General features: G+C 68.2%; 26 protein-coding genes, 1 tRNA gene and 1 pseudogene. 21 read left to right on the top strand and 7 right to left on the bottom strand.

The genetic code is table 11. The features are described from left to right. Positions 1–70: 70 nt before the first annotated feature. The 4 genes from dapA to APZ21_RS16625 all read left to right on the top strand — a co-directional run bounded on the left by dapA (position 71) and on the right by APZ21_RS16625 (position 6,500). Positions 71–979 (top strand): 4-hydroxy-tetrahydrodipicolinate synthase, encoded by a 909-nt coding sequence (gene dapA, locus APZ21_RS16640; protein WP_054814197.1) that lies wholly within the window; start codon positions 71–73, stop codon positions 977–979. Further along, positions 976–3,030 (top strand): ribonuclease J, encoded by a 2,055-nt coding sequence (locus APZ21_RS16635; protein ID WP_054814196.1) that lies wholly within the window; start codon positions 976–978, stop codon positions 3,028–3,030. Before dapA ends, APZ21_RS16635 begins: the two co-directional genes overlap by 4 nt. Before the next feature lie 93 nt (positions 3,031–3,123). Further along, a complete protein-coding gene (locus tag APZ21_RS16630; protein ID WP_174553562.1) occupies positions 3,124–3,747 on the top strand; it encodes a TIGR03085 family metal-binding protein in 624 nt (207 codons plus the stop codon). 104 nt (positions 3,748–3,851) lie between these two features. Beyond that, positions 3,852–6,500 (top strand): DNA translocase FtsK, encoded by a 2,649-nt coding sequence (locus APZ21_RS16625; protein WP_054814194.1) that lies wholly within the window; start codon positions 3,852–3,854, stop codon positions 6,498–6,500. Between the two features lie 5 nt (positions 6,501–6,505). On the opposite strand, the gene APZ21_RS16620 is transcribed toward APZ21_RS16625, so the two are convergent. Beyond that, positions 6,506–6,582 (bottom strand) — tRNA-OTHER (locus tag APZ21_RS16620). 436 nt (positions 6,583–7,018) lie between these two features. On the opposite strand from APZ21_RS16620, the gene APZ21_RS16615 reads away from it, so the two are divergent. Then, positions 7,019–8,008, top strand: coding sequence for a TerC family protein (locus tag APZ21_RS16615; RefSeq protein ID WP_054814193.1), 990 nt, complete (start codon positions 7,019–7,021; stop codon positions 8,006–8,008). Positions 8,009–8,061: 53 nt separating this feature from the next. Here the strand turns inward: APZ21_RS16615 and APZ21_RS16610 are convergent, their stop codons facing one another. Then, a complete protein-coding gene (locus tag APZ21_RS16610) occupies positions 8,062–8,346 on the bottom strand; it encodes a YciI family protein (RefSeq protein WP_054814192.1) in 285 nt (94 codons plus the stop codon). 43 nt (positions 8,347–8,389) lie between these two features. Next, a complete protein-coding gene (locus tag APZ21_RS16605; protein WP_054814191.1) occupies positions 8,390–8,956 on the bottom strand; it encodes an amino-acid N-acetyltransferase in 567 nt (188 codons plus the stop codon). 131 nt (positions 8,957–9,087) lie between these two features. Between APZ21_RS16605 and pgsA the strand changes: the two genes are divergently transcribed. The 8 genes from pgsA (at position 9,088) to APZ21_RS16570 (ending at position 14,871) form a co-directional block, all read left to right on the top strand. After that, the gene (gene pgsA, locus APZ21_RS16600) at positions 9,088–9,753 is read left to right on the top strand and encodes a CDP-diacylglycerol--glycerol-3-phosphate 3-phosphatidyltransferase (RefSeq protein ID WP_054814190.1); all 666 of its coding nucleotides are present in this window, start codon (positions 9,088–9,090) and stop codon (positions 9,751–9,753) included. Beyond that, positions 9,750–10,238, top strand: coding sequence for a CinA family protein (locus APZ21_RS16595; RefSeq protein WP_054814411.1), 489 nt, complete (start codon positions 9,750–9,752; stop codon positions 10,236–10,238). Before pgsA ends, APZ21_RS16595 begins: the two co-directional genes overlap by 4 nt. Before the next feature lie 148 nt (positions 10,239–10,386). After that, the gene (locus APZ21_RS16590) at positions 10,387–10,791 is read left to right on the top strand and encodes a helix-turn-helix domain-containing protein (protein ID WP_054814189.1); all 405 of its coding nucleotides are present in this window, start codon (positions 10,387–10,389) and stop codon (positions 10,789–10,791) included. A gap of 187 nt (positions 10,792–10,978) precedes the next feature. Continuing rightward, a complete protein-coding gene (gene pspA / locus APZ21_RS16585; RefSeq protein ID WP_054814188.1) occupies positions 10,979–11,812 on the top strand; it encodes a phage shock protein PspA in 834 nt (277 codons plus the stop codon). 225 nt (positions 11,813–12,037) lie between these two features. Continuing rightward, positions 12,038–12,880 carry a phage shock envelope stress response protein PspM gene (gene pspM / locus APZ21_RS16580; protein WP_054814187.1) on the top strand — a complete coding sequence of 281 codons (843 nt, stop codon included), beginning with the start codon at positions 12,038–12,040 and terminating at the stop codon, positions 12,878–12,880. 4 nt (positions 12,881–12,884) lie between these two features. Next, on the top strand, positions 12,885–13,298 hold the full coding sequence (locus tag APZ21_RS16575) for a hypothetical protein (protein ID WP_054814186.1): 414 nt from the start codon (positions 12,885–12,887) through the stop codon (positions 13,296–13,298). A 659-nt stretch (positions 13,299–13,957) separates the two neighbouring features. Then, positions 13,958–14,128: a hypothetical protein gene (locus APZ21_RS35125; RefSeq protein WP_169812061.1), complete on the top strand. Its 171-nt coding sequence runs from the start codon at positions 13,958–13,960 to the stop codon at positions 14,126–14,128. Between the two features lie 32 nt (positions 14,129–14,160). Further along, entirely contained in the window at positions 14,161–14,871 is a 711-nt protein-coding gene (locus APZ21_RS16570; RefSeq protein WP_054814185.1) for a PIG-L deacetylase family protein, read from the top strand. Here the strand turns inward: APZ21_RS16570 and APZ21_RS16565 are convergent. Beyond that, positions 14,856–15,446 (bottom strand): HD domain-containing protein, encoded by a 591-nt coding sequence (locus APZ21_RS16565; RefSeq protein ID WP_239476665.1) that lies wholly within the window; start codon positions 15,444–15,446, stop codon positions 14,856–14,858. The genes APZ21_RS16570 and APZ21_RS16565 overlap by 16 nt on opposite strands. A gap of 109 nt (positions 15,447–15,555) precedes the next feature. Here APZ21_RS16565 and APZ21_RS16560 point away from each other — a divergent pair, with 109 nt between their 5' ends. From APZ21_RS16560 to APZ21_RS33045, 3 genes are read left to right on the top strand one after another with little or no spacing between them, the layout of a single operon-like run. Continuing rightward, positions 15,556–16,719, top strand: a complete 1,164-nt coding sequence (locus tag APZ21_RS16560; RefSeq protein WP_054814183.1) for a glycosyltransferase — start codon at positions 15,556–15,558, stop codon at positions 16,717–16,719. A 37-nt stretch (positions 16,720–16,756) separates the two neighbouring features. Continuing rightward, positions 16,757–16,951 carry a DUF3046 domain-containing protein gene (locus APZ21_RS16555; protein WP_054814410.1) on the top strand — a complete coding sequence of 65 codons (195 nt, stop codon included), beginning with the start codon at positions 16,757–16,759 and terminating at the stop codon, positions 16,949–16,951. Beyond that, positions 16,948–18,174, top strand: a complete 1,227-nt coding sequence (locus tag APZ21_RS33045; protein ID WP_239476664.1) for a phosphotransferase — start codon at positions 16,948–16,950, stop codon at positions 18,172–18,174. The genes APZ21_RS16555 and APZ21_RS33045 overlap by 4 nt, the downstream gene beginning before the upstream one ends. A gap of 7 nt (positions 18,175–18,181) precedes the next feature. Here the strand turns inward: APZ21_RS33045 and APZ21_RS16545 are convergent, their stop codons facing one another. Next, positions 18,182–18,691 (bottom strand): CGNR zinc finger domain-containing protein, encoded by a 510-nt coding sequence (locus APZ21_RS16545; RefSeq protein WP_054814182.1) that lies wholly within the window; start codon positions 18,689–18,691, stop codon positions 18,182–18,184. Positions 18,692–18,846: 155 nt separating this feature from the next. On the opposite strand from APZ21_RS16545, the pseudogene APZ21_RS16540 reads away from it, so the two are divergent. From APZ21_RS16540 to recX, 5 genes and pseudogenes are all read left to right on the top strand, one after another. Continuing rightward, positions 18,847–19,297: pseudogene (locus tag APZ21_RS16540) on the top strand (VOC family protein). Between the two features lies 1 nt (position 19,298). Further along, positions 19,299–20,186: a pyridoxamine 5'-phosphate oxidase family protein gene (locus APZ21_RS16535; protein WP_054814181.1), complete on the top strand. Its 888-nt coding sequence runs from the start codon at positions 19,299–19,301 to the stop codon at positions 20,184–20,186. Positions 20,187–20,209: 23 nt separating this feature from the next. Continuing rightward, positions 20,210–20,662: a nuclear transport factor 2 family protein gene (locus APZ21_RS16530; RefSeq protein WP_054814180.1), complete on the top strand. Its 453-nt coding sequence runs from the start codon at positions 20,210–20,212 to the stop codon at positions 20,660–20,662. 255 nt (positions 20,663–20,917) lie between these two features. Further along, positions 20,918–21,961, top strand: coding sequence for a recombinase RecA (recA, locus tag APZ21_RS16525; protein ID WP_054814179.1), 1,044 nt, complete (start codon positions 20,918–20,920; stop codon positions 21,959–21,961). Positions 21,962–22,240: 279 nt separating this feature from the next. Next, positions 22,241–22,801 (top strand): recombination regulator RecX, encoded by a 561-nt coding sequence (gene recX / locus APZ21_RS16520; protein WP_054814408.1) that lies wholly within the window; start codon positions 22,241–22,243, stop codon positions 22,799–22,801. A gap of 121 nt (positions 22,802–22,922) precedes the next feature. Here the strand turns inward: recX and APZ21_RS16515 are convergent, their stop codons facing one another. Further along, positions 22,923–23,819, bottom strand: a complete 897-nt coding sequence (locus APZ21_RS16515) for an amino acid ABC transporter permease (protein ID WP_054814178.1) — start codon at positions 23,817–23,819, stop codon at positions 22,923–22,925. Further along, positions 23,816–24,484 carry an amino acid ABC transporter permease gene (locus APZ21_RS16510; RefSeq protein WP_054814407.1) on the bottom strand — a complete coding sequence of 223 codons (669 nt, stop codon included), beginning with the start codon at positions 24,482–24,484 and terminating at the stop codon, positions 23,816–23,818. Before APZ21_RS16510 ends, APZ21_RS16515 begins: the two co-directional genes overlap by 4 nt. Positions 24,485–24,562: the final 78 nt, after the last annotated feature.

The raw sequence follows: 24,562 nt of genomic DNA, 5'->3' as shown, positions 1-24,562 counted from the left end.
ACGCGCGGTCTCGCGCGTTCGGAGGTCAGGGTGTCGAGGGCGTCCCCGAGACCGGGTAGCCTTTCTGACCATGACGAACGGTGAATCGACGCCAACGGAGCTGCGCGCATCCGGCACGGTCGGTGTCGCGATGGTGACCCCCTTCGGTCTCGACGGCAAGCTCGATGTCGACGCCGGGGTGGCGCTCGCGGCCCGGCTGGTCGATCGCGGCGTCGATCTGCTCGCGATCTCCGGCACCACCGGGGAATCGCCGACCACCACCGAATCCGAGAAGGCCGATCTGCTGCGCGCCGTGGTCGACGCCGTTGGCGACCGCGCGACCGTGATCGCGGGCGCGGGCACCTACGACACCGCCCATTCCATCGAATTGGCGCGCAATGCCCAGCGCGCGGGTGCGCACGGTTTGCTCGTGGTCACCCCGTACTACTCCCGGCCCACCCAGGCCGGTCTGATCGCGCATTTCACCGCGGTCGCCGACGCCACGGATCTGCCGGTCACCCTCTACGACATTCCACCGCGTTCGGTGGTGCCGATCGCGCCGGACACCATTCGCGTGCTGGCCGAACATCCGCGCATAGTCGCGGTCAAGGACGCCAAGGGCGATCTGAACGCGGGCGCCGATCTGATCGCGAGCACCGGTCTGGCCTTCTACTCCGGTGACGACTGCCTGAACCTGCCCTGGCTCTCGGTCGGCGCGGTGGGATTCATCAGCGTCATCGGACACCTGGTCCCCGAGCGGCTGCGCGAACTCCTCGTCGCCTACAACACGGGTGACGTGGTGCGCGCCCGCCAGATCAACGCGAGCCTGATTCCGCTCAACGCCGCTATGGCGGGGCTCGGCGGCGTCGCCATGAGCAAGGGCGGGTTGCGCCTGCTCGGCATGGATGTGGGGGAACCGAGATTGCCGCAATTGATGCCGACACCGGAACAACTCGAGTTGCTCGCCGCGGATCTGCGGGTCGCGGGGGTGCTCGCATGAGTGCGCTATCCCGTCGTCCCCGGCGCGGCGCGCACCGCGCGGCAGGGGCTCCCACCCCGGCCGAACAGCGCGCCGAGCAGGTCGCCGCAGCCGAATCCGCGCGCGCACGAACCGCTCCGGCCGAATCCGCGCCCGCTGGAACCGCTCCGGCCGAATCCGCGTCCGCACGAACCGCTCCGGTCGAATCCGCGCCCGCTGGAACCGCTCCGGCCGAACGTCGCGCTCCCATCGCGGAATCGGCCCCGGTCGTTGCGGCCCCGCAGCCCAAGAAGGCGCAGCGCGCACCGGACAGCGCGCGGCGTTCCCGCGGTCGCCAGCAGTCCGGCCGCGGCCGCGGGGAGCCGCCGCAGGCGCCCGAACCGGTGGTGGCCGCGCAGGATCGGCTCGGCACACCGCCGAAGCTCCCGAAGAACGGCCTGCGTGTCTTCGCGCTCGGCGGTATCGGCGAGATCGGCCGCAATATGACCGTCTTCGAGTACGGCGGCAAATTGCTGATCGTGGACTGCGGCGTGCTGTTCCCGGAGGATCAGCAGCCCGGCGTCGATCTGATCCTGCCCGATTTCCGGCCCATCGAGGACCGGATGGACGACATCGTCGCCATCGTGCTGACCCACGGCCACGAGGACCACATCGGCGCGGTGCCCTTCCTGCTGCGCATGCGCGCGGACATCCCGGTCATCGGCGCCAAGTTCACCCTCGCGCTGGTAGCCGCGAAATGCCGTGAGCACCGCCTGCACCCGAGACTCATGGAAGTGGTCGAGGGTGAGACCACCATCCACGGCCCGTTCGAATGCGAGTACTTCGCGGTCAACCATTCGATTCCCGACGCCCTCGCGGTCGCCATCCGCACCCCCGCGGGCGTGGTGCTGCACACCGGCGACATCAAACTCGATCAGCTGCCGCTCGACGGCCGCCTCACCGACCTGGCCGGCTTCTCCCGACTCGGTGACGAGGGCGTCGACCTGTTCCTGGTCGATTCCACCAATGCCGAGGTGCCCGGATTCGTCACCCCGGAACGTGAGATCGGCGGCGTGCTGGACACGGTCATCGGCAAGGCCCGCCACCGGGTCATCGTGGCCTCCTTCGCCAGTCACGTGCACCGCATCCAGCAGGTCGTGGACGTGGCGCAGAAGTACGGCCGCCGGGTCTGCTTCATCGGGCGCTCGATGGTCCGCAATATGCAGATCGCCCAGGATCTGGGCTATTTGACCGTGCCCGACGGCGTCGTGGTCGATATCGACGTGGCCGCCACGCTGCCCGGCGATCGCCTGGTGCTCATCTCCACCGGCTCGCAGGGCGAACCGCTCTCCGCGCTGTCGCGGATGGCGCGCGGCGATCACCGCCAGATCCACATTCGCCCCGACGACCTGGTGGTGCTGGCCTCCTCGCTGATCCCCGGCAACGAGAACTCCGTATTCGCCGTGGTCAACGGCCTGGCCCGGCTCGGGGCCACCGTCATCACCCAGCAGAACGCCAAGGTGCACGTCTCCGGGCACGCCTCGGCGGGTGAACTGCTGTATCTGTACAACGCGGTGCGCCCGACCAATGCCATGCCCGTGCACGGCGAATGGCGGCATCTGCGTGCCAATGCCGCGCTGGCCGTCGCGACCGGCGTGCCCGAGGAGCGCGTGGTGCTGGCCGAGGACGGCGTGGTGGTCGACCTGGTCGACGGCATCGCCACGATCGTGGGTCGGGTGCCGGTCGGGCACGTCTACGTCGACGGTCTTTCGGTCGGCGATGTCGGCGAGTCCACGCTCTCGGACCGGTTGGTGCTGGGCGAGGGCGGTTTCATCGCGATCACCGTCGCCATCGACGAGACCACGGGCAAGGCGGTGAGCACGCCGGAGGTGAGTGGCCGCGGCTTCTCCGACGATCCCACCGCGCTGACCGAGGCGGCCGAATTGGTCGAGGCCGAATTGTTGCGATTGGCGGGTGAGGGTGTCACCGAGATCCACCGCATCGCCCAGGGGGTGCGCCGGGTGGTTGGCCGCTGGGTGGCCGATACCTACCGGCGGCGCCCCATGATCGTGCCGACCGTCATCGGCGTCTGACAGCGGCTCGCCGACACCGTTACGCCGACCATTCCGGGCGGAACCGCCGATCCGTACTGCCGCGGACGGCGGTTCATCGGATATGTTCGATGGGTGAGCATGGCGCAGCGCGAACGTCAGGAACTGGTCGACGCGATGGCCGCGGCGGGGCCGGACGCGCCCACGTTGTGCGGCGGGTGGACGGTGCGAGATCTGGCCGCCCACTTGATCGTTCGGGAGCGGCGGCCCGATGTCGCTCCGGGCATCCTGCTGAAGGCGCTGGCGGGGCGGCTGGAGGCGGTCCAGAGCAAGATCGCGGAGAAGCCCTTCCCGGAAATGCTCGAACTGATTCGCACGGGCCCGCCGCTGTGGTCGCCGCTCAAGCCGGTCGACGGCCTGGTCAACCTCACCGAGATGTTCGTCCATCACGAGGATGTGCGCCGCGCCGCATCCGACTGGGAGCCGCGTGCACTGACGGCCGAGGACCAGACGCGACTGTGGGGCATGCTGCGCCGCATGGCCCGCGCCTCCTATCGCAAGTCGCCGGTGGCGCTGGCCCTGGAGACCCCGGACGGTCGCCGCACGGTGGCCAAGCGCGCGCAGGGGCCGGAGGTGACCCTGGTCGGCACGCCCTCGGAACTGCTGTTGCACGCCTTCGGGCGCGACGAGGTCAGGATCGAGACGCGCGGTGAGCAGGACGCGGTGAACGCGGTACTCGCCCTTGACCGCTCGGTCTGAGCCGCTCGCGAGTCCGCCGTTTCCGGGGGCTGAGCGGGCGGCGGGGCGGGTGGTACCTGTGTTGCGGATGGTCCGATAGGGGCGTTTGCGGCTAGCCTGAGTCCATGGCAGGTAAGTCCCGCAGTACCACGACGTCCGGTGCGCGGGCGGGATCGACGCGGGGGAGGACCACCACGGCTCGGTCGCGCTCGGCCACACCGCGCCCGGGTGCCGCCGCGCGCGGCGGTCCGGCTCCGTCGGGCGGGACGGCTCCCCGTCGCCGTCCGGCCGCCGCGCGGCGGCCCGCGCGCCCCGCACCGGGCGGATCGAACACCGCCCCGATGGCCGTGCTGCGTCGCACGATCGGCACCGGCTGGACCATGCTGGCCCGCGGCGTCGGCGCGGCTACCCGCGCGGTGAGCCGGGCCGGGGATATCGAACACGGACATCAGCGCGATGGCGTCGCGCTCGCGCTGCTGGCGCTGAGCGCGGTCATCGCGGCCGCGGTCTGGCTGTCGGCGGGCGGTCCCATCGGAAGGTGGGTGGATACGGCCATTCGGGCGGTGTCAGGATCCGCCTCGGCCGCACTGCCGTTCGTCGCGGCCGGTATCGCGGTCACGCTCATGCGCACCGAACCGCGCCCGGAGATCCGGCCACGCCTGGTCCTCGGCGGTCTGCTGGTGGGTCTGCCCGCGCTCGGCATCTGGCATCTGGCCGCGGGCGCGCCCGATGACGCGCACGGACGTTCGCGTGCCGCCGGTTTCGTCGGATTCGTCATGGGCGGGCCGTTGGCGGGCGGTTTCACCGCTTGGCTTGCCGTGCCGATTCTGGTGCTGGCCATGGTGTTCGGCCTGCTGTTGCTCACCGGCACCACGATTCGCGAGGTGCCGCAGCGGCTGCGCGAATACTTCGGCACCGCCGCGGGCGGTGACGAATACAGTCCCTTCGACGGCGAACAGCGCGCCTTCGATCCCGCCGACTACGACGCGGAGGGTTTCCCGGTCGGCCGCACCCGCGGTCGCCGCCGCGGTCGCACCCCGGCCGAGAACTATCCGGCCGACGAATTCGGCGATCCGAACGCCCTCACCGAGGCGTTGGGCGAACCGCCGCTGCGCGATGCCAAGACCATCGCCACGGCAGCCGAATTCGGCGCCGAGATCGATGCCGCGGGTCCCGTGCCCAAACCTCGCAAGCGCCCCGCGCCGCCGAAGGTCACCGACCAGACCCCGCCGCCGCCCAAGGAACCCGAATTCGTCGCCGACCGGGTCATCGAGGGCGATTACACGCTGCCGCCGCTGACCCTGCTCACCGACGGCGATCCGCCGAAGAAGCGCAGTGCCGCCAACGAATCGATGATCGAGGCGATCACCGAGGTGCTGGTGCAATTCAAGATCGACGCCGCGGTCACCGGATTCGTGCGCGGCCCGACGGTCACCCGCTACGAGGTGGAACTCGGTCCCGGCGTCAAGGTCGAGAAGATCACCGCGCTGGCCCGCAATATCGCCTACGCGGTCGCGACCGAGAACGTGCGGCTGCTCGCGCCGATTCCGGGCAAGTCGGCGGTGGGCATCGAAGTGCCCAATGCCGACCGGGAACTGGTGCGCCTGGCCGATGTGCTCAAGGCGCCGTCCACGCGAAGCGATCACCACCCGTTGGTGATCGGACTCGGCAAGAACATCGAGGGCGAGTTCGTCTCCGCCAATCTGGCCAAGATGCCGCATCTGCTGGTCGCCGGCTCCACCGGCTCCGGTAAGTCCAGCTTCGTCAACTCGATGCTGGTCTCACTTCTGCAACGGGCCACCCCCGAGGAGGTCAGGATGATCCTGATCGACCCGAAGATGGTGGAACTCACCCCCTACGAAGGCATTCCGCACCTGATCACGCCCATCATCACCCAGCCGAAGAAGGCGGCCGCCGCGCTGGCCTGGCTGGTGGAGGAGATGGAGCAGCGCTATCAGGACATGCAGGCCAACAAGGTCCGCCATATCGATGACTTCAACAAGCGGGTGAAGTCGGGCGCGATCACCGCGCCGCTTGGCAGCGAGCGAGTGTATCGGCCCTACCCGTACATTCTCGCCATCGTCGACGAACTCGCCGATCTCATGATGACCGCGCCGCGCGATGTGGAGGAGGCGATCGTCCGCATCACCCAGAAGGCGCGTGCCGCCGGTATCCACCTGGTGCTTGCCACCCAGCGCCCGTCGGTGGACGTGGTGACGGGTCTGATCAAGACCAATGTCCCGTCGCGGTTGGCCTTTGCCACCTCCTCGCTCACCGACTCGCGCGTCATCCTGGATCAGCCCGGCGCCGAGAAGCTGATCGGCATGGGCGATGCGCTGTTCCTGCCGATGGGCGCGGGTAAGCCGACCCGTTTGCAGGGCGCGTTCATCAGCGACGAGGAGATCCACGGCGTCGTCGAATACACCAAGAACCAGGCCGAACCCGAATACCGGGACGGTGTCACCGCCGCCAAGGCGGGGGAGAAGAAGGATGTCGACCCCGATATCGGGGAGGATCTCGATGTCTTCCTCCAGGCCGTGGAACTGGTCGTCACCTCGCAATTCGGCTCGACCTCGATGTTGCAGCGCAAACTGCGGGTGGGATTCGCCAAAGCGGGCAGGCTGATGGATCTGATGGAGACCCGCGGCGTGGTCGGTCCCAGCGAGGGGTCCAAGGCGCGCGATGTCCTGGTGAAACCCGATGAACTCGACGGTCTGCTGTGGAGTATCCGCGGCGGCGGCGACACCACGGGGGAGGAGCGGGGCGACGAGTGAGCCGCTGGTTCCCTCGGCGAGATTCGAACTCGCAACTACCGGTTCCTAGGGCCGGCGCCTCTGCCAATTGGGCCACGAGGGATTGTCGTGCGTCACAACGCAAAAGGGTCACTCCCGGCGTGGAGTGACCCTGTCTCGGCGCTGGACATCGAGATCTCAGGGGCGACTCCGCGAGCGCTCCGGTCGGGACGAGGCCGCCGCCGATAGCATGAGGCGGACGCGTCGAGCAGCACGGTGCGACAGCTGTCGCCTCCGCACATCATGCTCGACCATCGCCTGACCCTTTCGTATCCGCCCTGTGCGGCGGTGGATTTCGTCGTCTCCGACGCTAACACCCGGAATCGGTACGCGGAACCCATTCTCGCCCAGCGGCGTGACGTTCGCCCTTCCAGGGTTGCCCATTGCGGTTCCCATTGAACCCCGGATCTGTGAAATGATTGCCAGCAATCAATCCGCAATCTAACGGGAACGGACAAATCGGGCATGATGGAAGGCATGTATCTCGATCGGACCACCTCATGCACGTAACCGCATCGATCTGGTTGATCACCGTCGCGGTGATACTCGGCCTGTTCGTCTTCGACTTCTTCGCCCACGTCCGCACCCCGCACGAACCGACCTTCCGCGAGTCAGGGTTCTGGTCGGCCATCTACATCGGCATCGCCCTGGTGTTCGGCGGTTTCGTCGCGTGGAAATGGGGCGGCGCCTACGCGGGGGAGTACTACGCGGGCTTCGTCACCGAGAAGGCGCTCTCGGTGGACAACCTGTTCGTCTTCCTCATCATCATGACCACCTTCGCGGTGCCGCGGATCTACCAGCAGAAGGTGCTGCTCATCGGCATCGTGCTCGCGCTGGTCATGCGCGGTGTGTTCATCGGCGTCGGCGCCGCCGCCATCAGCGCGTTCAGTTGGGTGTTCTACCTGTTCGGCCTGTTCCTGATCTACACCGCGGTGAAATTGCTCACCGAAAGCGGCCACGAGGTCGAGGTCGAGGAGAAACGCGACAGCCGGATCGTCGCGCTGACCAAGCGCGTACTGCCCACCACCGACGAATACGACGGCGACAAGCTCGTCACCCGCGTCGACGGCCGCCGTGCGATCACCCCGCTATTGCTGGCGCTGCTGGCCATCGGCTTCGCGGATCTGCTGTTCGCGCTCGACTCGATCCCGGCCATCTACGGACTCACCGAACAGCCGTATCTGGTGTTCACCGCCAACGCTTTCGCGCTCATGGGACTGCGGCAGCTGTACTTCCTGATCGGCGGACTGCTCGACCGCATGGTGTATCTGTCCTACGGACTTGCCGCGATCCTGGCCTTCATCGGCGTCAAACTCGTGCTGCACGCGTTGCACGAGAACACGCTGCCGTTCGTCAACGGCGGCGAAAACCTCACGGTCCCGGAAATCTCGACCCCGCTGTCGCTGAGTGTGATCCTCGGCATTCTCGTGGTCGCGACCGTCGCGAGCCTGATCAAGACGCGCGGCGCGGTGAAACCGCCCGCGCCCTGACTGACCGGCGACGGCCCTCGATCCCGGGATCGAGGGCCGTCGCGTCGGCGGAATCAGTCGGCGAAGACACCCATGACCGGCAGCCACTCGACCACGCGGACCTCCTCGATCAGCCCTTCGCGGGCGAACGGGTCGTTGGTGAGCAGCTTCTCGAGCGAGGTCTCGTCCTCGTCGCGGAAGATCAGCAGCGCGCCGGAGCCGTCGGGATAGGGGCCGCTGCTGAGCAGCAGGCCCGCGTCGATCCGGGCGTTGAGCCAGGCGCGGTGATCGGGCCGGTGGGTGTCGCGGGCCGCGACGGTGGCGTCGGAATAGGTGTAGTGGACGGCGAAGATCGGCACGGTCGGTCGCTTCCTGTCGCGGTGATTCTCAACGGAACGCTGCTCAGAGCGTGAGCAGCATTCGAGTATTGCCGAGGGTGTTGGGTTTCACATAGCTGAGATCGAGGAATTCGGCGACGCCGGTGTCGTAGGAGCGGCACATCTCGGCGTAGACCTCGGCGGTGACCGGGGTGCCGTCGATCTCGGCGAATCCGTGCCTGCCGAAGAACTCCACCTCGAAGGTGAGCACGAACAGCCTGCGCAGTTCCAGCGCACGGGCCACAGCGATCAGCCGCTCCACGATGAGCCTGCCCACACCCTGACCCTTGACCCGCGGATGCACCGCGACCGTGCGCACCTCGCCCAGATCGGCCCACAGCACGTGCAGCGCGCCGCAGCCGACCACCCGGCCGTCCACCTCGGCGACCCAGAATTCCTGAACGGCCTCGTACAACGTGACCAGGCTCTTCTCCAGCAGGATGCGACCGGCGTACACATCGATGAGGCGCTTGATATCGGGGATGTCGGAGGTGCGCGCGCGTCGCACGACCGGAGCGACGGACTGCGCGGCGGGCGCCGCGTACGGAACGGCGTCGCTGGTCGAACCGCCTTGTGGTCCCCGAGAGGTCATGGGGTGCACAGTAGTCTGCTCGATTACCGATAGTCTGATCGTGTGCCGCACATCCTGTCGTTCCGCTCACCGCATCGCGCCGGGCGTGCGCCCGGTCGTGGTGCCGCGGTCGCCGTGATCGGGGCGGGGGCATGAGTGTGCGACCCGAGGAGATCGGCCGTCCCTGGCCCGAAGCGGTTCCGGCGCGGCCCGCGGTGACCCCCATGTCCGGGCAGGCCGAACCGGCCGCCGTCCCGTTGATGAACATCGCGAACATGCTGACGATGGCGCGCATCGCGATCGTCCCGTTGTTCGTGGCGGCGCTGTTCGCGGGCGGCGGGCACCACCCGGGCTGGCGGATCACCGCCGCGGCGCTGTTCGCCATCGCCGCGATCACCGATCGATTCGACGGGCAACTCGCCCGCAAATACGGCCTCGTCACCGATTTCGGCAAGCTGGCCGATCCCATCGCCGACAAGGCGCTCATCGGCTCGGCCCTGGTCGGACTGTCGATGCTGGGTGAGCTGCCCTGGTGGATCACCCTGGTCATCTGCGGGCGCGAGGTCGGCATCACCCTGCTGCGGCTTGCCGTGGTACGGCGCGGGGTGATACCCGCGGGCCGCGGCGGGAAGCTGAAGACCCTGGTGCAGTCGTTGGCCATCGGCGTGCTGCTGCTGCCGTTGTCGGGCGCGTGGGCGACGGCGGGCATGGCGCTCATGTATCTCGCCGTCGTGCTCACCGTGGTCACCGGACTCGACTATGTCGGTCAGGCGGCCCGGGTGTGGTTCGCGGGCTCGTCACGGGCGCGCGGGCGATGACCGATCCGCTGATCGCCGCCGCCCCCGCCGCCGACTTGGTGCGCGCGCTGCTCGCGGCGGGCCAGACCGTGGCCACCGCCGAATCGCTGACCGCGGGCCTGGTAACGGCGACCATCGCGGGTGTGCCCGGCGCCAGTGCGGTGCTGCGCGGCGGCCTCGTGGTCTACGCCACCGATCTCAAACACCGGCTCGCCGGGGTCGGGGAGGATCTGCTGAACACCCAGGGGCCGGTCGCGGCGGGCACCGCCGAACAGCTCGCGCTGGGGGCGCGGACCCGCTGCGAGGCCGACTGGGGGATCGGTGTGACCGGCGTCGCCGGACCCGACACCCAGGACGGACATCCGGTCGGCACGGTGTTCCTCGGACTGTCGGGACCACGGCACACCGAGGTCATGCGGTTGCGCCTGTCGGGCGACCGGTGGACCATCAGACTCACCGCGACCACGATCGCGGTGCGGGAACTGCTGCGGTGCGTGCTGGGCTGACGGACCACGATCGCGCTCGACTGCGATCGAGTCCGCCCGGCACGGGAACCAACCGGCCGTCGTCGGACGTTGTGCCAGAAACAACGGTGCGCGCTCGGCCTCGGTCGCCGCGCGTTGGCCCGGTCGACGCCGAGCGAAGGAGAACGACATGACGCTGCTGCGAGAGGCGATCGGGGACAGTCTGCGGCGCGCGCGCCTGGCCCAGCACCGGACCCTGCGCGAGGTGTCCACGTCGGCCCGGGTCAGTCTCGGCTACCTGTCGGAGGTCGAGCGCGGGCGCAAGGAGGCGTCGAGCGAGCTGCTCGCCGCCATCTGCGCCGCACTCGACGTGCCGCTGTCGCGGGTGCTCTGGGATGTGAGCACGATCATGGCGGGTGTCGACGGACCTCCGGTGAGCGAGCAGGCCGATGTTCCCGTCCAGGCCACGGTGCCCGAGCCGGAGAGCGCGGCCGGACCGCCCGCCGAGCCCGACCCGGCGCCCGCGAACATGTCGGCCAGGATCGTCATCCCCGCGCCCAAGTCCGACATGCTGGTACTGGTCAAGAGCAACTGACGCCTCGCCCGCCGCGGGCAACGCTGCGGTCCGACGCGGAAAACGGATATCTTCTCTACTAGGCGTCGATCGGGCCGGGCCTCCGGTCCGGGTGCCGGATGGTGGAGGATAGGCACACAGCTGGTGCGTGACGGTCGCGCACCGGAGCCGCGCGAAGCGGTGCATCAGATGGAGGCGGGATCAATCGATGGCTAATCCGTTCGTCAAGGCCTGGAAGTACATGATGGCCCTCTTCGATTCGAAGATCGAGGAGCACGCGGATCCGAAGGTTCAGATTCAGCAGGCTATCGAGGAAGCTCAGCGCCAGCACCAGGCACTGTCGCAGCAGGCCGCGTCGGTCATCGGTAACCAGCGGCAGCTGGAGATGAAGCTGAACCGCCAGCTCGACGAGGTCGAGAAGCTCAACGCGAACGCGCGTCAGGCGGTGCTGCTGGCAGACCAGGCCGCTGCGGCCGGCGATACCGAGAAGGCGATACAGTACACCAACGCGGCCGAGGCATTCGCCGCGCAGTTGGTCACCGCCGAGCAGTCGGTCGAGGATCTGAAGGTACTGCACGACCAGTCGTTGCAGGCCGCGGCGCAGGCGAAGAAGGCGGTCGAGCAGAACGCCATGCTGTTGCAGCAGAAGGTCGCCGAGCGCACCAAGCTGCTCAGCCAGCTCGAGCAGGCGAAGATGCAGGAGCAGGTCTCCGCGTCGTTGCAGCGGATGGACTCCACGCTGTCCGCGCCGGGCACCACCCCGAGCCTGGACGCCGTGCGCGAGAAGATCGAACGCCGCTACGCCAATGCGCTCGGCGCCGCCGAACTGGCACAGAACTCGGTGCAGGGCCGCATGTTGGACGTGCAGCAGGCCAGCATCCAGATGGCCGGGCACAGCAAACTCGAGCAGATTCGCGCCTCCATGCGCGGGGAGTCGCTGCCCGCGGGTGGCGGCGCCGGTCAGACGGCCATCAATCCCGCGCAGCCGCAGGCCAATCCGGCCCAGCCGCAGATCAACAAGGGACAGGCCGCCCAGCAGTAGCGCGAGAGCGCGCAGGACGGTTCGGTGTGCGGGGTGACGCGGCGACGGTATCGGTCGCGGCGCGCTCTTCGGGCCGTCCGGTCGGTGGGCGGCCGCGGCGCGAAAAATCGGTCATGATGGAACCGAGTGAGGTGCGGTCATGAGCGAGCGAATTCCGAGCGGGTCGCGTTCGGCGAGTATCAGCGGGGTGTGGGAGTGAATCGGAGAACGTCACCGGGATCGCCCGTGCCCCATACCGGATCCTTCGGCCCGGCGCCCGGGGGATTGCCCGATACGCTGCGCGACGTCGGTGAGCACGCGCTGGTCGCGGTGCGGCGCTGGGCCGACCCCCGCGAACGTGAACTGCGCAGGCGTCGCCGAGCGCGGCGACGCAGTTTCCAACTCGGCACCGTTTCCGGGCTCACCACCGCGGGAGCCGTTGGGCTGGTGGTGATCTCGGCCCCCGCCTGGGCGGTGGTGATCATCGGCGGCGGTGCGGTCGCCCTGGTGACCGGCACCGCGCTCAGCGCTCGTCGATATCTGCGTCTGCGCGGTCAGCCGTTGCCGCAGGCCGCGTTCATTCCCCGTAAACAGCCGCCGCTGCGTTCGGTGGCGCGCGCGCCCATCGCCCGCCTGGTGCGCGCGGAACGGGTGCTGCACGGCATGATCACCCACCTCGGCGCCTCCGATCGCGTGCCAAGGGCGGAACTCGTCGAAATGGTCGAGACGGCCAACTCCGGCAGCGCCGCCCTGCACGCCTTGGCCGCCGACATCGTCCAAATGGAAAGCGCCGCAGCGGTGGTCGGCCGCGACAACCCCCGCACCGCGGAGGCGCTGAACGCCAATACGCGCTCGGCCATGCAACGACTCGAATCGGGCGTGTCGGAATACGAACAGGTCGTCACCGCCGCGAGCAATATCCTCGCCGTGCCGGAGGGCGCCGTGGTCGCATACCGATTCGACAGCATCGTCGCCGACCTGCGCCATGCTGCCGACCGTCTCGACGGCTGGGCCCAGGCTCTCACCGAAATAGCCGACCGCCCCGTTATCACCACAGCTGAACCGCCCCAAGGCTTTTCCCGCCGGTAAACGGATGCCGTCGCCGCGCCTGCCCCCGCGCGGCGAGGGCGATCCGCACGGCATCTCGGCGCCGCCGAATTGTCGAGATGATCGAGACGGCGAACCCGTTCGGCGCGGCCTGGCGGGCTGGGCCGTCGACACCGTCGGTCTGGAAAACGCCGCGGCGGTGGTCGGCCGCGACAAACCCTACGCCGCCGAGGCGCTGAACGCCTATACGCGTTCGGCGATGGTGCCTCTCGAATCGAAAGCGCCGCAGGCAAATTGTCGCTATGTGTACCGCAATTTCCCGGCAGGGTTCGGGAACGGATATCGGATCGAGGGGCGACCGTCGTATGCCGTGCGGCGAATTTCGCCGATGTCGTCGGGTTTCGGCGATCTTCACCTGCACGGCATACGAGCGACCGGGCGATGCCCGGAGATCGGTTAACGGCGATTCCGCATCGTGGAGACGATGGCAGCGGACGGAAATCGCGCGGAATGTGCCGCAGCCGAAGCAAATGCTCGGTCAGGCACGGGCGTGTGAATGGTCCGGGGGCGGAATACGCGGCCGGACGGCATTTTACGCGGGGCCGCCGGTGCTGCACCGGCGCAGAGTAATAGGTGTGCGTAGAGCAGCGGCAGGATGCGGGCGATAATGCGTACCCACGGGTCGGTACGGAAATACGGCGACCGACATCCGCGATACCGCCCCGCATGCATTACCGCGGTGAGCTGCGAGAATGTCAAAGGGATTCCTGAAGTTGTCGATACATCGATGAATCAACGACTCGGCGGTCGAAGATCGTGACCGCCGGTGAACATCCTTGCAGCCGCGGCGGTTTTGCAGCAATGGTTTCCCGGAATTGGTCGAATTCGTCACGGCACGGTGGCATCGACTACCGGCGCACCCCTGGTGAATGACCGGCTACCGTTCGGTAACCGATCCGTCGAACGGTCAAGACCCTTTGACCGGGCCGGAGTTCAGGGTGAACCCTGATTTGCACCCGGATATCGGTGTTGAGCTGGTGATTTCACAGCGCGACCCTGCCAGCATGGGAGATGTCGGATCGCCGGACGGCGGTCGGCGAAGACTTCAGGAGGCTGGAAATGCTGTGGAAGATCATCGGCGTCGTCGCGGTCGTGTGGATCGCGCTCGCCGTCATCGGTGCGCTGATCAAGGGCCTGTTCCCGATTCTGATGATCAGTGCGGTGGTGTTCGGCCTGTATCTGCTCTACAAGGCGGTCGCCGGATCGGACAACTCGATCAGCAAGTTGTAGCGGGCAGTGGCGCGGCTGATTGAATGAGGACCGTGGAGCACCTACCCGAGGACTGGGATCGCGGACTTGTCATCGTCGCCCATCCCGACGACATCGAATACGGTGCGGCCGCCGCGGTCGCACGCTGGACGCGGATGGGCAAGGACATTCGCTACGTCCTCGTCACCAGCGGCGAGGCCGGAATCGCTGGGATGCCGCCCGCCGAGGCCGGACCGCTGCGCGAAGCCGAGGAGCGGGCCGGGGCGCGGGCGGTCGGCGTGACCGAGGTGGAATTCCTCGGTCATCCCGACGGGCGGATCCGCGAAGGTACGGACCTGCGTCGCGACCTCGCCGCCGCGATCCGCCGCCATCGACCGGAACTGGTGGTGCTGTTCAATTTCGGCGATACCTGGGCGCCGGGTTTCGCCAACAGCGCCGATCATCGCGCGGTCGGCCGCAGCGGACTCGACGCCGTCTCCGACGCGGGTAACGAGTGGATCTTCCCCGAGATCGCCGATCTCGCCCCGTGGTCGGCGCGCTATGCCGCGGTCGTCGGTCCGGTCGCCACCCACGCGGTCGACGTCACCGAGACGGTGGACGCGGCAAGGGCGTCCCTGACCGCGCACCGGCGCTATCTCGAGGCGCTCAGCGAAGTACCCGTCGATGACCAGGTGCGCGCCATCGTGGACCGTGCCACGGCGCCGAAGGACGGATTCCCGGCCGAACGGGCGGTTGGTTTCGAGCTGTACTACTTCGGCGGCTGATCGCGGCGCGGCCGTCGGGACCGAACGGCGCGATCGGCCACCCGCTCGACGACCGGGCGCCAGGTTTCGACCGGCGCGACGGCGAGTCCGACGACCTTGCCCGCGTCGTCGGCCCGCCGCAAGGCGATGGCGGCGGGGAAATCGGGATCGGCGCGGAATGCCGCGATCTCGGCGGAATCCATGGGGCCGCCCTGCGCGAGCAGCGTGCGTCGGCTCGATGCGGACAGACCCGCGGCGTGCTCGGCGTCGGTCGCCACGAGATAGCGCTTGGCGACCACGTGCAATTCGACCAGTCGCGCCACCCGCGCGCCGAGCAGTCCGCGTACCGCCTCGGCACCGTGCCTGCCGTGTCCGGCGTCGTCGCCGGGCCGCAGGTGGTGGCCGATATCGTGCACCAGTCCGGCGACCTGGAGTTCCTCATCGCCCGGATGGGAGCGGCGCAGCAGCTGCGCGCACTGGCGATCGTGATCGAGGATGTCGACCGGATCGCCGCTGCGATCGGCGGTGTCCCACACGTCGTGACACTCGCCCAGGAGTTCCATCAGCTCGTCCACGGTCGAAATCGGCGTCGTCACCGCGCACTCCTCTGTCCGGCGTCCCGTGGATCCGCACGATACCGGCATCGGGCGCGGCGGCGCGGGCGGGCCGCACGGCAGCGCGCGGGCGGTGTGGCAGGCTGGGCCAATGCGTGTTGCCGTTGTCGCCGGGCCCGATCCCGGCCATGCGTTTCCGGCGTTGGCGCTGTGCGAACGTCTCGTGGCGGCGGGTGACGAACCGGTGCTCTTCACCGGTCCGCGCTGGTTCGACGCCGCCAAGCGGGCAGGCATCGCCGTGCGCAGACTCAAGGGCCTCGCGCCGCGCACGAACGACGACGACGCCGATGCCGGCAGGCGCATCCACGAGCGCGCCGCCTACATCTCCTCGGAGATCCTGCCGGATCTGAGCGCGATGCTGCCGGAACTGGTGGTCTCCGATGTGCTCACCGCGGGCGGCGGTATGGCCGCCGAGCGACTCGGGGTGCCGTGGGTGGAACTGTCCCCGCATCCGCTGTATCTGCCCTCGAAGGCGCTGCCGCCCATCGGCAGTGGACTCGCCGTGGGCGAGGGGGTGCGCGGCCGGATGCGCGACGGCCTGCTGCGTTCCATGACCGCCCGCGCCATCCGCAATGGTCGGCGCCAGCGCGAGAAGGCCAGGGAGAGTGTCGGTCTGCCCGCCGCCGACCCCGGTCCGGCGCTGCGGCTGATCGCGACGCTGCCCGCCTTGGAGGTGCCGCGGCCGGACTGGCCGGAGAACGCGCACCTGATCGGTCCGCTGCTGTGGGAGCCCACCGACCGTGTCCTGGCGCCGCCGCCGGGGGACGGCCCGTTGATCATGGTCGCGCCGTCGACCGCGCACACCGGTGTGGCGGGCATGGTGGAGACCGTGCTCGAGGCGTTGGACGGCGCGGGAGTGCGTGTCGCGATCTCCATGCTCGACGCCCCGCCGACGGATCTGCCGTCGTGGGCCGTCGCCGGACTCGGCCGCCAGGACGAACTATTGACCCACGCGGCACTGACCATCGGCGGCGGCGGACACGGGCTGCTCGCCAAATCGCTGCTGTCGGCGGTGCCGATCATCACCGTCCCGGGCGGCGGCGATCAATGGGAACTGGCCAATCGTGCCGCCCGCCAGGGCAGTTCGATCCTGATCAGGCCGCTCACCGTCGACGCCGTGCGCACGGCGGTCCGGTCCGTGCTCGACCATCCGCGGTTCGCGGCCGCGGCGCAGGAGGCGTCCATGTCGGTCGCCGAGGTCCGCGATCCGGTCGAACTGTGTCGCGGCGCGGTATCGGCCACCAGTTCCCCGTGAGGTGCCCGCGCGATCTCGCGCGAGTATCTTGAATACGGTGCGATTGACCGAGTTCCAGGAACTGTTGCATACCGAGTTCGGGGTGGCCCGAGGTGACGCCCTGTTCAGCGACCACGTGATCCTGTCGTTGGGCGGTCGGACCGGGGCGGACGCGATCGAGGTGGGGATCGATCCCCGGGACGTGTGGCACGCGCTGTGTGCCGAATTCGACGTCCCTCGGACTCGTTGGTGACCGGATCGGAGCGGGCCGCGCCGTCGTATCGCGTCGATGAACGACAGCGGATGATCCCGGTCGATCCGGCGGGGCTCGCCGAGCGCGTGGCCGCGGCCCGGCCCGTCGACTTCGTCGGCCATCGCCAGATCGGCATCGAATCGATGCTGCTCGGGCGCTATGACGACGCGCTGGATCATCTCGATCGCGCGCTGGAACTGGTCGATACCGACAGCAGGCGGATCACGGTCTGGATCAATCTCGGCGATGTCTACCGTTACCGCGGGGAATTCCCCACCGCGACTTGGCTCTACCGCCGCGCGGTGGACGTGGCCCGCGCCCGCGCACCCGAGGTGCTGTCCTTCGCCGCCCAGCACCTGGGCAGGGCGCTGGCGGAACAGGGTGATCTCGAGGGTGCCCGCGCCGCGCTGGGGGAGGCGTTGCGGCTACGGACGGCCGAGGGCGATGCGGAATTGATCGAATCGACGCGGGTCGCGCTGGAGACACTGGATCAGTCGCCGATTCCGCTGCCGCCTTCGATCGCCGCGCTGGTCGGCGATGCCCCGATCCGGTCGGACGGGCACGAGGGCATGAGCGGCGAGGTCGTCTCGGTCGGCGCGTACTGGATGAAGCGCGGACCGCGCGCCGTCGCGGAATACGACCGGCTGCGTTGGTTGGAGTGCCGCGGTGTGCGAGTGCCGGAGATCGCAGGCTTCGACGCCGATGTGCTGTTGCTGGCCGACGCGGGCGCGCCGAGTACGGCGGCGGGGCTCGACGTCGTGTCCGGTCCGTCGGTCGGCGCGGTCCTCGGCGCACTGCTGCGACGGTTGCACGCGCTGCCGGTGGCCGACTGCCCGTTCGACGCCCGGCTCGACACGGTCTTGCCGCGAGCTCGCAGGCAGGTGCTGGAAGGGCTGGTCGATGTCGAGGATTTCGACGTCGAGAACATGGGCCGTACGCCAGAGGATGTCCTGCGTGATCTGCTCGAGCAGCGGCCGGACGAATCGGATCTCGTGGTGACCCACGGTGATTTCACCCCCGCCAATGTGCTCGAGGGCGGCATCGTGCTCGATGTCGGCGCGCTCGGCGTGGCCGATCGCCATCGTGATCTGGCACTGGCAGAACGCGATCTGCGCGAGGCGGGCGGTAGCGGGGCGGTCGAGGCGTTCTTCGAGGCGTACGGTCCCATCGCGCCCGATCACCGTCGTCTCGCCTACTACCGGCTGCTGGACGAATTGTTCTGAACCGCTCTCAGCTCAGTTTGGCGTAGTGGCGTGCCGCCTTGGTGCGGTTGCCGCAGGTCGCCATCGAATGCCAACGTCTCGTGCCGTTCTTCGAGGTGTCGAGGAAGAACAGGATGCAGTGCGGATGCGCGCACTGCTTGATTCGTTCCGGTGCGCGCGCGAGCAGGTCGAGCAGATTGTTCGCGGCCAACCAGGCGGGCAGCCGGGTCGGATCCGCGACGTCGGGGGTGTCGAGAGGGCCCGAGTCGGTGAGGGTGCGGCGGATGCGGCCGTGTGCGAGAACGTCGTTGAGCGCGGCGTGATTCGCATGGCGCACGGTGTCGAGGATCGCCGAGCGGGCGGCCACCAGCGCCTCGAGGGTGCGCTGATCGGCGGGGGCATCGATGCCCGCCGTCGCCAACCAGATCGCCAGCCCGTCGGTATCTGTGAGCAGATCCCGCGGTTCGCCCTCGATCCAGCGGGTGTTGAGAAGGTCCAGGGCGAGTGGTTCACCGAGGTGTGGGCGCGGATCGGGCATGACTGAGGGTATCGGTGTCCCACTCATCGACATGACAACCTCACCTCCCTAACCGTCTAATTTAATTTCAGTGGTTGACTCGCTCCGGATTGTCGCACTACTCTCTAACCTGTAAAACAATTTACAACGGTTATTTCGCCTAGAGGGGTTCCACGATGACTACAGCGCTCAGTACAGGCCATGTCGGCCTGAACGTCGCCGACCTGGACCGGTCGGTCGAGTTCTATCGGCGCGCACTCGGCTTCGAACAGCTCACCGCGGGAGTCGAGGGACCGCGGCGGTGGGCCTTCCTCGGACTCGACGGCGCGGTGATGATCACCCTCTGGCAGCAGTCGGCCGGCGAGTTCTCCGCGGACACCCCGGGTCTGCATCACCTGTCGTTCCAGGTCGGCACCATCGAGGAGGTTCGAACGATCCAGGCGCGGCTGCGTGACCTCGCGGTCGAGTTCGCCCATGACGGTGTGGTCGCGCACCGGGAGGGCGCGTCCTCCGGGGGGCATCTTCTTCACCGATCCTGACGGCATCCGGCTCGAGGTGTACGCACCCACGGGCGCCGAATCCGCGCCCGCCCCTTCGGGTTCCGCCCCCACTTGCGGATTCTTCTGAGATGTCACCCTTCCATTCCGGCGAACTCGCCGTCCAACGCCGTATGGGGCAGGCCGATATCGCCGAGCGGGTCGGCCGGACGGTCCGCGCCGATATCCCGGATATCGCCGCGGACTTCCTGGCTGACCAGCCGATGGTCGTCCTCGCCGCCGCCGACGACCACGGGCGGATATGGGCGGGACAGCTCACTGGCAGGCCCGGATTCGTGCGCGCCCTCGATGACTCGACCATCGCCGTGGACGCGCGTCCCGCACCGGACGACCCGCTCGCCGCGGCGCTCGTGCGGCCGCGGCGGGTCGGCATGATCGCGCTGCAACCGCACCGCCGCCGCAGAATGCGGGTCAACGGGCTCGCGGTCCCGGTCGAATCGGGTATGCGCATCACCGTCGATCAGGTGTATTCGAACTGCCCGAAGTACATCTCCCGTCGGGAAGTCCGCTCCTACACGCCCGACGAGGCGCGACCGGGGTCCGCGCGGAGCGCCTCGCTCGGCACCGATCAGCTCGCCGTCCTCGCCGCCACCGACGCCTTCTTCGTCGCGACCGCCAACGGCGCGGGCGATGTCGACGCCTCGCACCGGGGCGGGAACCCCGGGTTCCTGCGCGCGCTGTCGCCGTCGCTGCTGCGCTGGCCGGATTACCGTGGCAATTCGATGTTCATGACCCTGGGCAATATCGCGGTGAATCCGCGTTGCGGATTGCTGATCCCCGACTGGTCGGACGGCGGCGCGCTGCGGCTCACCGGCCGTGCCGCACTGAATTGGGAATCCGACACCTTCACGCCCGGTGCGCAGTGCTCGATCGATTTCACCGTCGAGGAGGTGCTCGACTCCCGTGGCAGCGGGCCGCTGCGCTGGGGTCCGCCGGAACTGTCCCCGGTCAATCCGTGAACTCCACCCGAGAGGAACCTTCCATGCGACCTCCGCTGCCCCCGTTCGACGCCGCCTCCGCCCGGATCAAGGTGCAGGCCGCCGAAGACGCCTGGAATACCCGCGATCCCGATACGGTCGCCCGCGCGTATACCGAGGATTCCCGGTGGCGCAATCGGGACGAATTCTTCACCGGCCGCGCCGCCATTGTCGAATTCCTCACCCGCAAATGGTCCATCGAGAACGACTACGCCCTGCGCAAGGATCTGTGGGCGTTCGAGGGCAACCGCATCGCCGTGCGGTTCCAGTACGAATGGCACGACGAACTCGGCCGGTGGTGGCGCAGTTACGGCAACGAGCAGTGGGAATTCACGGCCGAAGGGCTGATGTCGCGCCGGGAGGCGAGCATCGACGATGTCGGAATCCTCGAATCCGAGCGCCGCATCTTCGGCGCCCGCGGCTCGCGGGAGTGGGGCGCGGCTCTGCCCCTGCGGTAGCTCGGGAGCAGGGTGACCGATTGCTGTTCGCCCGCCACTCCCGCGGAACACCGGGACCGCGACACCGAGGGCGAGACGGGATCGCGCCGTCGGTGATCGCGGTGGACGAACAATGTCCGCTCCCGGGTCCGGGCGCGTCGCTTGACTCGAACATCTGTTCGTTTAAGCTTGACGCCGGAACTTGTCGGTGCCGCGCTCTAATGTGGGCGCCAACCAAGAGAACGAGATCACCCGGCGGAAAAGGGGACCAAGGACATGGCACCACAGGCGTATGACCGCGACAAGGCGCTCGAACTCGCGCTGGCCCAGGTCGAGAAGAGCTTCGGCAAGGGCGCCGTCATGCGCCTCGGCGAGGAAGCGCGCCAGCCCATCTCGGTGATCCCGACCGGTTCCATCGCCCTCGATGTCGCCCTCGGCATCGGCGGCCTGCCCCGCGGCCGCATCGTGGAGATCTACGGCCCGGAATCCTCGGGTAAGACCACCGTGGCCCTGCACGCGGTGGCCAATGCGCAGGCCGCTGGCGGTGTCGCGGCCTTCATCGACGCCGAGCACGCGCTCGATCCCGATTACGCCCGCAAACTCGGCGTCGATACCGACGCGCTGCTCGTCTCGCAGCCCGATACCGGTGAGCAGGCGCTCGAGATCGCCGACATGCTGGTGCGCTCGGGCGCCATCGATATCATCGTCATCGACTCGGTCGCCGCCCTGGTGCCGCGCGCCGAGATCGAGGGCGAGATGGGTGACAGCCATGTCGGCCTCCAAGCCCGCCTGATGAGTCAGGCGCTGCGCAAGATGACCAGCGCGCTCAACAATTCCGGCACCACCGCCATCTTCATCAACCAGCTGCGCGAGAAGATCGGCGTCATGTTCGGTTCACCCGAGACCACCACCGGCGGTAAGGCGCTGAAGTTCTACGCCTCGGTGCGTCTGGACGTGCGCCGCATCGAAACTCTCAAGGACGGCACCGACGCGGTGGGCAACCGCACCCGCGTCAAGGTCGTGAAGAACAAGGTCTCCCCGCCCTTCAAGCAGGCCGAATTCGACATTCTCTACGGTCACGGCATCTCCAAGGAGGGCTCGCTCATCGATATGGGTGTCGAGCACGGCTTCATCCGCAAGTCCGGCTCCTGGTACACCTACGAGGGCGATCAGCTCGGGCAGGGCAAGGAGAACGCCCGCAAATTCCTGCTCGACAACACCGATATCCGCGACGAGATCGAGAAGAAGATCAAGGAGAAGCTCGGTATCGGCGCCGACGTCACCGCGGAGGCCGCCGCCGAGACTCCCGCGGACTTCTGATCCGGCGCCGAGATGGGCACAGCGGCCTCCGCGCGTCCCGACCCGGTGGCGCAGATGCGACGGCGGCTGGCCGAACTCGGCGTCGAGGTCACCAGACCAGTCCGGTCGGCCGAAGGTGGTTCGGCCGATGCGGACACCTCGGGCACCCGGTCGAGCGCACCCGATCCGCAGCGGGCGCGCTCGGCCGGGGCCATATCCCGAACGGGGCGAACACGCGGTCGCCGGGAGTGGTTCGAGGATTCCGAGGATGAGGGCTCCCTCTCGGCCGACAACGGAGGTATGTCCGGCCGAGAGGAGGATCCGGTGGCGGCCGGGTCCGGGCGTGGTGCCGAGCGCACCCCGCAGGGCGGGACGGTGGAGCAGGCCAAGGACGCGTGTCTGCGTCTGCTCGCCGTCCGCGCCCGCAGCCGCGCCGAACTGGCGCGGCGGTTGGCCGCCAAAGGGTACTCCGTCGAGGTCGCCGATATCGCCCTCGACAAGCTCGCCGAGGTGGGGCTCGTCGACGACGCGGCCTTTGCCGAGGAATGGGTGCGGTCCCGGCACACCTACTCCGGCAGAGGTAGACACGCACTGGCGCGGGAATTGCGGAACAAGGGGGTCGCCGCATCCGATGCCGCGCCGGCCCTCGACGCCATCGCCGGTGACGACGAAACCGATCGAGCCACCGAACTGGTACGCCGCAAACTCCGCACGATCCCCCGGGATCTGGAGCGCGACAAGGTCATTCGCCGCTTGGTCGGTATGCTGGCCCGTCGCGGCTACAGCCAGGCCACGGCCTTCACAGTCGTGAAGGCCGAACTCGAGCAGAGCGGTTCGACCGAGGAGTTCGCCCACGAATGATCCGCGTTCGCCTCCGAACTACGGGTCGGGTGCGGACAGGTCCGTGGCGCGAGGGATTGGGGCGCGTACCTTCTCGGCCCGCGCGCCCGGGAACTCCGCGAAGGACGTGCCGTCGAGTGCGTCATTTCTTGGTGATATCCATGCCGGGTGTGGCATCGGTGATCACCGAATCGGGGGCGAGCACCGCGCCGCCGCGAGTGCGCCTGCGCGTGCGCAGCCTGCGCTCGACCACGGTCGCGGCATAGGAGAGCGAACTGTTGAGCGCGATCATGACGATCGCCACCACGATCAGCGACGGAATGATGTTCTGCTCCGCCGCGCCGAGTTGCTGACCTTGCCGCACGATCTCGGCGTAGGTGATCTGGTAGCCCAGCGCCGTATCCTTCAGTGCCACGACCATTTGCGAGATGAGCGCGGGCAGCATGGCCGTGATCGCCTGCGGCAGCAGGATCAGGCGCATCAACTGGTTCTTACGCAGGCCGAGCGCCACCGCCGCCTCGGTCTGGCCCTTGGGCAGCGAACGGATACCCGCGCGGACGATTTCGGCGATGACCGAGCCGTTGTAGACCGTCAGGGCCACGACGACGGCGGCGAGCGCGAGATCGTCGGATTTGAAGACCTTGTACTCGGAGAACAGCGAGAACAGGAAGATCATCAGGATCAGCACGGGAACGGCCCGCGCGAATTCGACGACCGCGCCCGCGACCACCCGCACCCACAAGTGATCCGATAGCCGCAGAATGCCGAAGATCATGCCGACGATCAGCGCGAAGACGATGGACAGCGCCGCGGCGACCACGGTGCCCCGCAAACCGGACAGCAGATAGGTCTGCCACACGTCGGAGTCGAGGAACGGCTTCCACTTCTCGGCCGTGAACTGCCCCTGCTCGTCGAAGGCGCGGAACAGCACCACGCCGACGGCCACGATGGCCACCACGACCAGCACGGAATACAGGTGGTTGCGTATGCGCGCCCGTGGGCCGGGCGCGTCGAACAGGACGGACGCGCCGGAGCTCATCGGGCCACCTCGAATCGCTTTGCGAGCCAACCGAACAGCAGGCCCGTTGGAAGGGTCAGACATACGAAGCCGAAGGCGAAGATGGCGCCGATGGCGATGACGGCGGCCTCGTTCTCGTTCATCTCCGCCATCAGGTACGCCGCTTCCGCGACACCGATGGCCGAGGCGATGGTGGAATTCTTGGTGAGCGCGATCAGCACGCTGCCCAGCGGCGCGATCACCGCGCGGAACGCCTGCGGCAGCACGATGTAGCGCAGATTCTGACCGAAACTCAGACCGAGCGACCGTCCTGCCTCCGACTGGCCGAGCGCCACGGTGTTGATACCGGCGCGCAGCGATTCGCAGACGAAGGCGCCGGTGTACACGCTCAGGCCGACGACGGCCCACCGATAGTTGTTGTCGGCGATGGAATCGCCCGCCAACTTCCACTGCAACGTCAGGTACAGGCCGAGCGAGCAGAACAGGATGATCAGCGTCAGCGGGGTATTGCGGAAGATCGTGACGTAGGCGGCGCCGAGCGTGCGGGCGACCGGCACGGGGGATACACGCATCGCGGCGACGATGGTGCCGAGAACGAAGGCGCCGACGGCCGAGGTCAGGGTCAGCTTGATGGTCACCCAGAAGGCTTGCAGTATCTCGGTGTCATATTCGGAGATCAGGTCGATCACGGTGGGCGCATCCCTCCGATCGGGGTGGACGGGTAATCGGTGCGAACCGACCGCGGGTGGTCCGGGCGCCTGCCC

This window comes from Nocardia arizonensis, assembly GCF_001310275.1.
Lineage (GTDB): Bacteria > Actinomycetota > Actinomycetes > Mycobacteriales > Mycobacteriaceae > Nocardia > Nocardia arizonensis.
This window is presented reverse-complemented; position numbering and strand designations above follow the sequence as displayed.

Excerpts from the sequence above, each read along its gene's own strand:
- APZ21_RS16530 (WP_054814180.1), top strand. The coding sequence starts at position 20,210 with ATGCGACCTCCGCTGCCCCCGTTCGACGCCGCCTCCGCCCGGATCAAG.
- APZ21_RS16535 (WP_054814181.1), top strand. The coding sequence starts at position 19,299 with ATGTCACCCTTCCATTCCGGCGAACTCGCCGTCCAACGCCGTATGGGG.
- APZ21_RS16595 (WP_054814411.1), top strand. The coding sequence starts at position 9,750 with ATGACCGATCCGCTGATCGCCGCCGCCCCCGCCGCCGACTTGGTGCGC.
- APZ21_RS16625 (WP_054814194.1), top strand. The coding sequence starts at position 3,852 with ATGGCAGGTAAGTCCCGCAGTACCACGACGTCCGGTGCGCGGGCGGGA.
- APZ21_RS16635 (WP_054814196.1), top strand. The coding sequence starts at position 976 with ATGAGTGCGCTATCCCGTCGTCCCCGGCGCGGCGCGCACCGCGCGGCA.
- APZ21_RS16575 (WP_054814186.1), top strand. The coding sequence starts at position 12,885 with ATGCCGTCGCCGCGCCTGCCCCCGCGCGGCGAGGGCGATCCGCACGGC.
- APZ21_RS35125 (WP_169812061.1), top strand. The coding sequence starts at position 13,958 with ATGCTGTGGAAGATCATCGGCGTCGTCGCGGTCGTGTGGATCGCGCTC.
- APZ21_RS16560 (WP_054814183.1), top strand. The coding sequence starts at position 15,556 with ATGCGTGTTGCCGTTGTCGCCGGGCCCGATCCCGGCCATGCGTTTCCG.
- APZ21_RS16545 (WP_054814182.1), bottom strand. The coding sequence starts at position 18,691 with ATGCCCGATCCGCGCCCACACCTCGGTGAACCACTCGCCCTGGACCTT.
- recX (WP_054814408.1), top strand. The coding sequence starts at position 22,241 with ATGTCCGGCCGAGAGGAGGATCCGGTGGCGGCCGGGTCCGGGCGTGGT.
- APZ21_RS16515 (WP_054814178.1), bottom strand. The coding sequence starts at position 23,819 with ATGAGCTCCGGCGCGTCCGTCCTGTTCGACGCGCCCGGCCCACGGGCG.
- dapA (WP_054814197.1), top strand. The coding sequence starts at position 71 with ATGACGAACGGTGAATCGACGCCAACGGAGCTGCGCGCATCCGGCACG.
- APZ21_RS16605 (WP_054814191.1), bottom strand. The coding sequence starts at position 8,956 with ATGACCTCTCGGGGACCACAAGGCGGTTCGACCAGCGACGCCGTTCCG.
- APZ21_RS16590 (WP_054814189.1), top strand. The coding sequence starts at position 10,387 with ATGACGCTGCTGCGAGAGGCGATCGGGGACAGTCTGCGGCGCGCGCGC.
- recA (WP_054814179.1), top strand. The coding sequence starts at position 20,918 with ATGGCACCACAGGCGTATGACCGCGACAAGGCGCTCGAACTCGCGCTG.
- pgsA (WP_054814190.1), top strand. The coding sequence starts at position 9,088 with ATGAGTGTGCGACCCGAGGAGATCGGCCGTCCCTGGCCCGAAGCGGTT.
- APZ21_RS16615 (WP_054814193.1), top strand. The coding sequence starts at position 7,019 with ATGCACGTAACCGCATCGATCTGGTTGATCACCGTCGCGGTGATACTC.
- pspA (WP_054814188.1), top strand. The coding sequence starts at position 10,979 with ATGGCTAATCCGTTCGTCAAGGCCTGGAAGTACATGATGGCCCTCTTC.